General features: G+C 54.7%; 9 protein-coding genes. 6 read left to right on the top strand and 3 right to left on the bottom strand.

The features are described 5' to 3' along the window. The first annotated feature begins 265 nt into the window (after nt 1-265). The 3 genes from GBO37_RS19810 to GBO37_RS19800 are packed head-to-tail and all read left to right on the top strand — an operon-like array spanning nt 266 to nt 1484. On the top strand, nt 266-1153 hold the full coding sequence (locus tag GBO37_RS19810) for an ArdC family protein (protein WP_252930560.1): 888 nt from the start codon (nt 266-268) through the stop codon (nt 1151-1153). Beyond that, on the top strand, nt 1150-1323 hold the full coding sequence (locus GBO37_RS19805) for a hypothetical protein (RefSeq protein WP_164871493.1): 174 nt from the start codon (nt 1150-1152) through the stop codon (nt 1321-1323). The genes GBO37_RS19810 and GBO37_RS19805 overlap by 4 nt, the downstream gene beginning before the upstream one ends. Beyond that, on the top strand, nt 1320-1484 hold the full coding sequence (locus GBO37_RS19800) for a hypothetical protein (protein WP_164871494.1): 165 nt from the start codon (nt 1320-1322) through the stop codon (nt 1482-1484). The genes GBO37_RS19805 and GBO37_RS19800 overlap by 4 nt, the downstream gene beginning before the upstream one ends. 359 nt (nt 1485-1843) lie before the next feature. Here GBO37_RS19800 and GBO37_RS19795 read toward each other — a convergent pair whose 3' ends face one another. Together GBO37_RS19795 and GBO37_RS19790 are read right to left on the bottom strand one after the other, a co-directional pair. Continuing rightward, on the bottom strand, nt 1844-2530 hold the full coding sequence (locus GBO37_RS19795) for a hypothetical protein (RefSeq protein ID WP_252930559.1): 687 nt from the start codon (nt 2528-2530) through the stop codon (nt 1844-1846). Then, nucleotides 2527-3252 carry a ParA family protein gene (locus GBO37_RS19790; protein WP_162198098.1) on the bottom strand — a complete coding sequence of 242 codons (726 nt, stop codon included), beginning with the start codon at nt 3250-3252 and terminating at the stop codon, nt 2527-2529. The genes GBO37_RS19795 and GBO37_RS19790 overlap by 4 nt, the downstream gene beginning before the upstream one ends. Before the next feature lie 864 nt (nt 3253-4116). Here GBO37_RS19790 and GBO37_RS19780 point away from each other — a divergent pair. From GBO37_RS19780 to GBO37_RS19770, 3 genes are read left to right on the top strand one after another with little or no spacing between them, the layout of a single operon-like run. Further along, nucleotides 4117-4680 (top strand): helix-turn-helix domain-containing protein, encoded by a 564-nt coding sequence (locus GBO37_RS19780; protein ID WP_162198077.1) that lies wholly within the window; start codon nt 4117-4119, stop codon nt 4678-4680. Then, on the top strand, nt 4673-7060 hold the full coding sequence (locus GBO37_RS19775; protein ID WP_084697641.1) for a relaxase/mobilization nuclease domain-containing protein: 2388 nt from the start codon (nt 4673-4675) through the stop codon (nt 7058-7060). Before GBO37_RS19780 ends, GBO37_RS19775 begins: the two co-directional genes overlap by 8 nt. 5 nt (nt 7061-7065) lie before the next feature. Next, a complete protein-coding gene (locus GBO37_RS19770) occupies nt 7066-9213 on the top strand; it encodes a type IV secretory system conjugative DNA transfer family protein (RefSeq protein WP_252930558.1) in 2148 nt (715 codons plus the stop codon). 36 nt (nt 9214-9249) lie between these two features. Here GBO37_RS19770 and GBO37_RS19765 read toward each other — a convergent pair whose 3' ends face one another. Continuing rightward, nucleotides 9250-10347, bottom strand: a complete 1098-nt coding sequence (locus GBO37_RS19765; RefSeq protein ID WP_252930557.1) for a type IV secretion system protein — start codon at nt 10345-10347, stop codon at nt 9250-9252. Nucleotides 10348-10529 lie beyond the last annotated feature (182 nt).

The raw sequence follows: 10529 nt of genomic DNA, 5'->3' as shown, positions 1-10529 counted from the left end.
AAGAAGTCAGGCCAGGCGCCGATCCGCGACCGTCACCAATGCGGGCACCGCGTTGCGGTGACAGTTTCTTTTTTGGCCCCTTACGGGGCTGTGCGCTCCCTCCCCTCAGGCATCAAAAGAAGTCCGAAGGGGGTGCTTTGGTCAAGCTATTTAATTGCCGAAAACGGCAATAAATAAGTGGGAAAGCGTTGTTATAAATAGTAAAAAGGAGGTGCGGAAGGGGCGCAGCAAGCGCACCACGCTAACCACCACAAGGAGGCCAGACATGGCTAAATCTTTTGACCTCTACCAGCACGTCACCGACAGCATCATTGCCAGCATCGAGTCCGGCACCCCCGCATGGCGCAAACCTTGGACCAGCGAGAAGGGCGGCGCACCCTTTCCGCTGCGTAGCAACGGCGAACCCTATTCGGGCATCAATGTCCTGATGCTGTGGCTGGCTGCCGACGCCAAAGGCTATCGCGCCCCGTTCTGGTTTACTTATCGCCAAGCGCAAGAGGCGGGCGGAAACGTTCGTAAAGGAGAGCGTTGCGCCACAGTTGTCAAATACGGGACGTTTGACCGCGAGGACAAAGAGACCGGCGAAGAACGCCGCCTGCCCTACCTAAAATCCTACAGCGTGTTCAACGCCGAGCAGATCGAGGGCCTAGCCCCGGAATACTATGGCAGCCCCGCCGAGGCCGCGCGTGACCTTGGGACCGAGGCCGACCCGTCGCTTGATGCTTTCTTTGCAGGGATCGGCGTTGAAATCCGCACCAGCGACGACCCGCAAGCCTACTACAGCCCCGCCGATGACTATATCCACATGCCGCCGATTGCCACGTTTCACGATGCGGCGGGCTATTATGGGACGCTGGCCCACGAGGAAATCCACGCCACAGGCCATAGCACCCGCCTTGACCGCTTTTCCCGCTTTAATGACCGAAAAGGGTATGCGTTCGAGGAAATGGTGGCGGAATTGGGAAATGCCATGCTTTGCGCAAAGCTTGGCCTGACGCCTGATTTTGGACAGTCCGGCGCATATATCAAGAGCTGGCTGCGTGCCTTGAACGACGACAAACGTCTGATCTTCAAAGCCGCCAGCGAGGCCCAGAAAGCCGTTGACCTGTTGACCAAGCGCCAGCACGTCGAAGAAGAAAGGGCGGCCGCGTGAGCGGCCCTCTGCCCGACCTGTCGTGCCGCAAATGCGGCACGACCAATCCCCCGGTCTATCTGGCCCCTGTCACGGTCGGGGGAGCCGGAACCTGCATCTGCATCGGTTGCGCAGAGGCGCGCGGTTGGCTGGACCGGGACGGGAACGTGAAACCGGGGATCGCGCTGTGACCTACGAAATCCGCGACGACCCCGACGACCTTCCCATCCCGTGCGCCACCTTGGCCGAAGCAGAGCGGCGCGGCAGACGCCGCGCCGCCCGGATCGGATCGCCCGTTCTGATCTATGAGATAGACAGCCAAGGTGGCGAAAGGTTTGTGGGGGTCTGCTGACCCCCCTGCCCTACCCCTCTGTCCTGACGCGCAGGGAGAATGTCGGGCGGGCGCGCCGGCAGCTTCGCCGCCAGCGCGCCCGCCCGAGGCTTCGCCTTACATCGCAGCGCGGCAAGCCGCGCCACATGATCCTNRTGCGTTTCACGCAGACGCCGCCTGGCGGCGGCTTTGGGCGGCGGCTGCGCCGCCGCGGGTGCATGGGGAAAGGTGCCGCTTTACAGGATGGATTTGACCACAGCCCACTCGCGTCCCTTCGCTCTATGGGGGCCGTTCCGCTCGCGGTCTGCAAGCCCGTGGCCTCAAGGGCCACGGGTGGACAAATCCAACCTGGTCGAGATTACATGCCCGAAATGGGCAAACTAGTTTGCGGCTCGATTCAGTTTTGAAGACAGCTCGGCAACGGCCTCTTTGAAGGCAGCGACATACATAAGGCGGCAGCAATCAGCGATAGAATAGATTTCCAAAGGGTCGTGGACTTCGCGAAAGCGCGCAATCTGTGACTTCCTAGCGTAGTGTTTTTTTCTTTGGATAGGCTCTAGGCTCGCCGGAACCTCTGCAGGGATCACAATGTTTGCTACATCCATTGTTCCCATGATCTTAAATGAAACAGAAATCAGCCGCTTCATAAGAAAGTCTTCAGTAACACCACTTCTTTTTTTGAGTTCGTGATACTCCGAAGATGACGAAGCAGGGACGCCAACCTTGAAATTTACCGAGAATGTTTCGCTAGCTTGAACATTGTCCGTTGATTCAGGTTTTGCGGCACTCTCTTGCCCACCCTGAGATACCTTCAGAAGATCTGCTTTGCTATCGTCAGGGCCAGCAGTATCAGCACTATCAGAAGGCACCTGATGGGCCGCAAGTGACTTACTGTCATGAGTTGCGGGTTGAGAGACATCCGCTTGAGAGGGTTTCTGACCCCCCTTCTCAGCCTTCTTTTCCGAAGGAACGCCCTCATCATCTTCGTTCCCGACCTTGAACTTGTTCAGGATGCGGGACTCAGGGAGTGGTGTTTCAACGATCTCGAAACGTCTTTTTGCCATCATTCCGCCTCCTCAAACAGTTCATTAATGACAGCTAGACCTTCTTGAAGAACCTTCATCGTATTTTTGGCGTTCAGAGCCTTCGCTCCTTCAACCGTATTTTCCTCACGCTTAAAACGTGAATGCAAAGGTCCTTCATCTGTCCAAAGTTCGATAATTGGCGAGTTGCTAATATAAGCTTTCAAGCACAAAGGGTGTTGCCCTAGACGGTCAAAATTCTCGCTATGCCCTTTGCGTCGGTTGGACAGCGTAGGAATGTTGCACCGAACCACCCTAACAACTGCCTTTTTGCCCTCGTCCAACTGGTCGACCATCTGCGTTACAACTGTCGCTGTTTCCAGTGTGGTCCCAACGGAGTCAGACCCAAGCATGATCGGAAGGATAACGAAGTCACTGTTATTGACCATGTAAAGTGATGCTTTGTCGCCAAATCCTGCGGTATCCACAAAAACCAAACCATCGAAACCTTCATCTGTAAGCTGATTAAGAGCTTCAACAATCTCTTTGGCAGTTCTCGCTTCGAACGCTGCGGCGTTCGAAGGCCAGTTTCCGGCCTCTTTCGCTTTATCGACCCAACCCATTAAGTTTTGTGTAGGGTCACAATCAAAGGCGACAACTTTCTGCCCGGATGCCAATGCCGCACTGATAAGAACTTTGGTGAGTGACGTTTTTCCTGCGCCACCCTTAGCGTTTATCACCGACACCACATCAAATCCGTCGCTCATACCAACCTCACTAGAATTTTTCAGCCCTAAGTCTGCTTGTTGCCAGGCTATGACAGCCTGAGACATTGTGACAAGTGCGAAAGTTGCGAAATTTGCTACCTAAGATACTACTGTGACCGATGTGCCCAGTACTACTAGTGCAACCATCATACCCACCCATGCTAGTGCGACTATGATGCCCACGGGCACCACCGTAGCTACAGCTACTATTGGGATGTTTGCGAATTTTATAACCAACGCACCCAACGCACCTAAGGAACCCAACGCACCTAAACCACCTAATTAACCTAAATCACCTATAGCACCCATAACGTCTAGTTGTACCACTCCACCTAATCGACCCATAACACCTAATGCACCCAATACACCCAATGCACCTAATGCTACCAAAGCGCCTACTGAAACCCACGCACCTATCGCACCTAGTGGTACCAGCATGACCACTATGCCGAGGAAGGCCGGTCCTTCCGCCAAGCCATGTGCTTTAGAGCGACCGGGCAGAGAGCTGCGGGCGCGAGGTGGTGCATCCGAAGGTCGGGCTCGATTTTTAGCGCCGCAGGCCCGCGATCAGGCCTTTGCGGTATCCGGGTAGCCGAGAACGCGCTTTGCGGCTTCCACGGCCCTCTCCGGCGCTCTCAGGGGCATTGAAGGTTGCATGCAACCTGTCCTGAAATGCCCTGCGCCCTTCGATCTGCGATCTTCGGGAAGGAAATTGCCAAACACTACCCGCATTCTGCCCCCCCCCACATTCCCTTTTTCGACGCCTACGGCATCGAGGGATTGTTTTTGAGGGGGTCAGAGGGTAGTGTTTGAGTTGCAGGATATGTCCAATGTTAACCAAAATTGCATTTTGGAGCCATTTGTGTGAAACCTCTTGAGCGCCGGAACCGCATTCGGACCCTTCTTTCGCAGGGTCATTCAGCCGCGAAAATCGCGCAGCAGCTTGGCGTTGCGCCATCGACGGTCTACCGGATCAAAAGCGGCCAGGGCGCTATCATTGGAGACCGCGCCGCCTACGTGACCGTCGGAGCGAAGGTGACGACCCATGAGAAGGCTGGCCTAGACAGGCTTGTTCGGGAGAATGTCGCGTCGAGCAGGGCCGCTCTTTTGCGCAAAATGACACGAGCAGTCGGCGGTTTTTACGATTCTAGCCCTGCCGAAGAACAGTTTCTTGCAGAAGCCATGAGGCACCTGACTGCTCTGGGCGGTAATTTTAACCAGATCGCAGCGGCTTTGTCGGTGTCTGTAAAGAAGACCGGGAGTGCAAATCCGTCTCTGGAGCAGATTGAACGCATCCGCCAAGCGAACGACGAGGTGGAAAATCTCAAGAAGGTCGTTGGGGCCATGCTTCACAACATGCAGGTGAAGGCTGCAACCCTGCACGGCAGACTGTCTGCTGACGAGGCGGGTGATACCCTCGATGAGTAAACATCACTCTGCAATCGAACAGGTTATGGGCCGACTGTTCGACAGGGAGCAGTCGAGCCGCAACGGATCGCCATGGCGCAAAGGCGGCGGGTCTTCGGGCGGCAAGTCTTCGAGAGGGAAGGGGCTTTCTGTCAGCCGCATGAGCCGGGTCGGCGCACGCCACGGTCAGGCCATTTTTAAGCTCGTTCGAACGGGTGGCGTCGACAGCAAAAGCGGACTGAAGGGCCAGCTCAATTACATTTTCCGCGACGACAAGGTTGCCAATGTCATTGATCCGAGCGGCATTCTTAGGGCGCACGATGAGCCAACAAACAAGCAAATCAACAGGCTTGTAGACAGCCTTTCCGATAACTGGTGGGCGAATACCCGGAACGGTCAGACATCGCACATGATCCTCAGTTTTCCGGAGGGTACGTCAATCAAGGACGTGACAGAGATCGTCCGCGATATATGCGCCGAGAAATTTGAAGATGGTGATGCGCGTTTCAAGTATGTCGCGGCCATTCATGACGACCAGGAACACCACCCCCACGCCCATATCGTCTTGAACCGCCGAGGTAGCGACAACAGCCTGTTCAACATGCGGCGCGGGACCGATTACAGCTACGAGGCATTCCGTGAAGCAATGGCGGAACATGCCGAACGGCGCGGTATCATGCTCGATCCGACTTCGCGCTTTGAGCGCGGGATTACCGATCGCCAGCCGACGCAAACCGAGCAGTGGAATGCAAGCCGGGAAGGCCGCGCACCGCAGCAGCGGCCCCGGACTGGGACAGATCTCTTGTATGCGCAAGAGCAAGTGAATTTTGCCAAAATTGGTTACGAAGCAATGGCTGTTATTGCTGCCAACGCAGACTGTCAGCGCCTTAAGAACGCATACGAGGGCGTTGCGAACATGCTTATGTCGAACAAAGGAGATTACAAAATGCCCGCCCTTAGTGCCGATGAGCTAGAGAAATTTGATCAGTACGCGTCTCTTTTGAACGACGCACTTGCAAGGTCGCAGGAGGTTCTTCTGACGAAGGATGCGATTCAACGTGTTCCTTACGAAAAGCAGCTTTCAGAAAACATGGCAGCATTCACCGCGCTGAGCCCTGATGCGGGATATGCCAAAGGTTTGCACGAAGACCCGCGCGGAATGTCGATCTACATGCACAAGGCCGATGGAAATGACTTCACCTGGTCGAAAGCAGCGGAGCGGATTGAGGAATACACCCGAGACACAGGGTTGAGTGCCGAAGCGATTACGACACGCCTGCAGGCAGGGGCAGGGAGCTTGTACCTTGAACAGATGTGGATGCAGGATGATCTACGTCAGGTCGCAAAAGCTGCCGATCTAAGCCTGTCCGACCCGGAGCAGCGTCAGCAGGCGATTGCCGAGCTGACAAACGTCTACCAAGAAATCCGAGAGGATCTTCAGGCTCACTACGACATACGACCAGTGCCTCAGCTAGAACGCGATTATCTCGACGCTAGCGGGCGTCCTACGTTGACGGCCGCAGAACGCGACAGCATCGAACACCAGTTCAGCCGCACCGATTTTAGCTATGGCTATTCTGATGACAGCGAAGTGCGGAGTAGGGGACAGGAGCAGGTTGAGGCTGCGCAAACCCGCTTCACCGAATTTGCGCAGCAGTCGCGCGAACACGCAGTTTTCGCATCTGCTCTTTGGGACAGATCAACCGATGTTGTCATGCCCCCGGAAGGGTACGTGCCTGCGAATGAGCGTGATGCCGCATTGGAAGCCCGCAGCCTCGACGCAGTGGCGGTCACTGACGCCGAACGTCAGGACATTGAAATGTCGTTCCAGCGTCAGGAATGGGATGCTGCGGAAAGGTATAGCAACGACACAGAGGCATATGAGAAAGCCAGCAATGAGTTGGATGCCTTCAAGCCGCAGGTTTCAGAGTTCGCCGAGAAGTCGCCAGCCCACGCAACATTGGCGTCTGAAATGTGGGATCGTTACGCCAGGGACAGAACCCCGTTCGTAGGCTACTTGGCCGAGGACGAGCGGGAACGTGAGGGGCCGGAACAGCGTGCGGCTGCGGTAGACGCATTTGCCGACCTCAGGGCAAAGAGTGGCAGCGACTACTCGCTGACAGACAGCGCCGAGGAACACCAGGAAGTCATTCGCCTGCTGAAAGAGAACACCACCGAGGCTCAGTACGACCGTTTCCGCCGCGGCGATCTAGGCGCCATCGACCACATCACCAAAGATCAGGTGTTTGGCCGACAGCTCATGGTGCAGGCGGAAATGAACAACCGTAGCACCGGCTTTGTCATGTCGCATGAAACCGAGCGGCTTATGTCGGATCACCGGGACTATCTCAAAGAGACTTTTGACAAAGATCGCGACCGCAGCAACGAGTACGAAAGGTAGCAGACATGCAACGTCAACTTGCCTCTGGGCTATTTTTCACGATGGGCGGGGTAATCCTCGCCTATATCTTTGCAACGCTGTGGGTCGATCACAACCTATTTGGGACCATAGGTTACGACTATCTCATCATGAATGCGTTCGATCTTAAGACGCAGAACGAGGGTCTTTTTACCCAAGTCTGGTTGATATTCCTGTTTCTTGCCATAGGCGGTTTCGCCTTCGGCGCACACTCAGCGTCTGAAGCTCTGACGAAACAAGGTACGTCTGAATGGCAATCGCGTTGGGAGATGCGGCGCAACAAGTTGTTGGGTAAGCCGGGCAAAGGCTTCATTCTTGCGAAGACTTCAGCGCCTGAATCGCGGGGCCAGTATATAACGTCAGATAAATACCCCAACTGCTTGATCGTAGCACCAACGGGCGCAGGTAAGGGTGTCGGTTTTGTCTACCCCAACCTTTTCACCTTCGAAGGTTCCACAGTCACACTGGATGTTAAGGGAGAGAATTTCAAAAACACTGCCAGATGGCGCGCAAATATGGGCAATAAAATCTATAAATTTGCCCCTGTAGAATTTGGAAAAGCATCGCACCGGTACAACCCGCTGGAGCGAATTGGAAAGCTTACAGACTACGGCCAGATTAATTTTGAACTCCGCAAAATTGCTACTTTGTTTCTTCAAGCTGACGGGGCAGGGGAGTGGTTGAAGGGTGCAATCCAGCTTTTCAGCGTCATGGGTGGCGTGGCTTATGAAAGAAAGGACTTCACCCTTGGAGGAATTCACCGTGCCCTCTCAGAAGGTGAAGGCGATCTTCAAAAGCATATCAAAAACCTGTCTCAAACTGCCACAGAGCCAGCCCTACGAACCGAATTGGCTGGCATGGCTAAGCTGGAGACAAAAACGCTTAGTTCCTACAAGTCAGTCTTGAATAATGCTGGTTTTGACCTTTGGGCCAACCCGCATATTGATGACATGACCTCAGCGAGTGATTTTACTTTCAACGATCTTCGCCGTGAAAAGACTTCGATCTATTTCGTTGTTGCTGAAGCTGATCTTGAGCCGCTTGCAGGTTTGGTCAGACTGTTTTTCAACGAGCTTGTTGCAACGATTCAGAGTCGGATGCCGGAGAAAGACGAGCCGTATCACGCGATGATAATTCTGGACGAATTCCATCTTCTCGGAAAGATGACTGCTGTAGCACGTGCGATGACGACCATTCGGGGTTTCCACGGCAGGATTGCAATTATTACTCAGACAATTCCTGTGCTGGACTCTATTTATTCCTACGAAGAACGGCTTTCGATACAGGGCGGTGCGGGGTTGAAGCTTTACATGACGCCCTCCGAAGAAATGACGATTGAGGATCTTTCGAAAGCTTGTGGCATGACAAGCAAACGCGCAATCACACGGTCTCGCCAACTTGGCCTTGGTCAGCGGGTTACGTTGACTGAACGGACCGATGAAAAGCCGCTGCTTACAGAGGATGGAGCAAGACGCTTGCCGGAGGATGTGAGCATCATCATCGTCAACGGCAAGCAGCCATTGAAGGTTAAAGCCATCGTTCACCACAGGGATCGGCATTTTGCGAAAATCCTAGAGATGCAGAACGAGTTGAGCTGGGAAGCTGTTGAGAAGTCACTTCTACAATCGCGGATCAATCACCTTGAACGCAAATCACTGAAAGCGCAGCAGCCGCCACCGGTGAAAGATGCGCCCGCCAATAAAGCTGAACAGCCGACCGAACAGGACGGCCCGACGCCGGCGACGTTGCCCGCATCGGCTGAGCAGGCGGATCAGTCCGCGGCGCGCAGCCCGCAATCACTAGTGACGCCAACCGGAAAAGCCGAGCAAGCGCCTCAGGACGAACCGCAGACATTGAGCTTGCCTTCGGTAAAGGACCTCACGACTGACGACATGCAGACCGTCGCGGCCTGGGTAGCATCATCGCTAGACCTTTATGATGAAATCCGAAAGCTAAAGGACGCCGAACCGACGCCCGCTGTCGTTGATCGGACAAGGAAGAAGGCAAAGCGCGACAGGCTAAACCTTGAGCCGAAATTGAAGCTTGTAATGGGAGGCGACGTTACTGACGGTCCCGCCGAAAGCGTTGATGTAGAGAAGACTGACGAAGACAAAAAAAAGCCAGAGGCGACTTAGCCTAGCAAAAGAGAAGGGGGGCAATGCCCCCCTTTTTCATTTTCGTCGCAGCCTTGCCAAACGTTCAGACGCTCGATTGATCTGATTGGCGCGAAGGTTCACTGCATCATTGGTATTGCTGACGGGGTTCTTCATGTACGATGCGGTATCTGCAACCACACCCCGAGCTGCTTGTCCTGCGTAGTTGCCAGCGCGTGCCGAAACGCTTGCGCCTGTTGAGGGCTCGATGCCCGCAGCCCCGGTACCAACCCCACGTGCTGCGGCACCACCAGATCGCAGCGCGCCAGCTCCTGTCTTTATCGCCCTTGCAGACACAATTGCCGTGACCGCCCCCAGGGCGAAGTCACCAGCGACCATCGTGACGATCAAAGGGCTTAGAAGGACGAGGAAGGATGCGAGCACGAGTACCATCAGAACAGGCGTGATCTGACCGATAGTATCAACCGCCTCGGGGTCGATACTGGCAATCGTCGCGTTGCCCATACCCAAAATCGTCGCAAAAATGCCGATCAGGATAAGCGGATACATCAAGACCTTAATCACACCGCTCAGCCACGTATCAAAGTAGGATCTTGTTTGCGCCGTAAGCGTTGCGAGGATTGCGAAGGGGGCCAAGCCGACAAGCACAGCCAGGACGACCCTAGATGCGACCATTGCCAATGTAGCAAGTGCGCCAAAGACCGCGATAGCCATGAACATGAGGGCGTTAATCATCCCGCCCAGAATGTTCAAACGACCAGCAGTGACATTGGCGTAGTTCCCCATGTTTTCTGCAAGGTTGTCCAATTCCCTAGGAAAACTTGTCTCTGTTTCCCCAACGCCAAGGCCCCCGGCCAACATGGCGTTTCCAATTGCTCCAAAGCCGCCCTCAATGGCTGAAAAGACGCCATTAAAGTCCGCCCAGCTCTGCATGAACAGTGCGACCAGAACGAGCTTGAAAATCAGCCATACCGAAGTTCCAACTTCAATATGTCTGACTTGCAGAGCCATGTTCAGAAGAACCAGAACCGCGATAAGAGCCGAAACCAACTGAGCTGTCCCGGCAATTTCTGATGCGACCGCTTCGAATTGCGATTGGCCCAGTGACGCCAACAATTCCATGGTGTTCAAGTAGGTTCGCTCGATGAATCCCATGATCTTACTCCACGCTTGCGCATAGCCTTGTGACCATAGGCAGTAACGGTCTGCTATAATCGGCCAGTTTGTCTCGCGCAGCCTCAAACCTGCCGCGTTCAGCCTCACCCCACACAAATTTAGAGTCGGGGCTGACCTCTGCCCAGATCGCCTCAACTAGTGGCCGGGACTCGTTCCAGTCA

This window comes from Paracoccus sp. 08 (assembly GCF_024105395.1).
GTDB lineage: Bacteria > Pseudomonadota > Alphaproteobacteria > Rhodobacterales > Rhodobacteraceae > Paracoccus > Paracoccus marcusii.
This window is presented reverse-complemented; position numbering and strand designations above follow the sequence as displayed.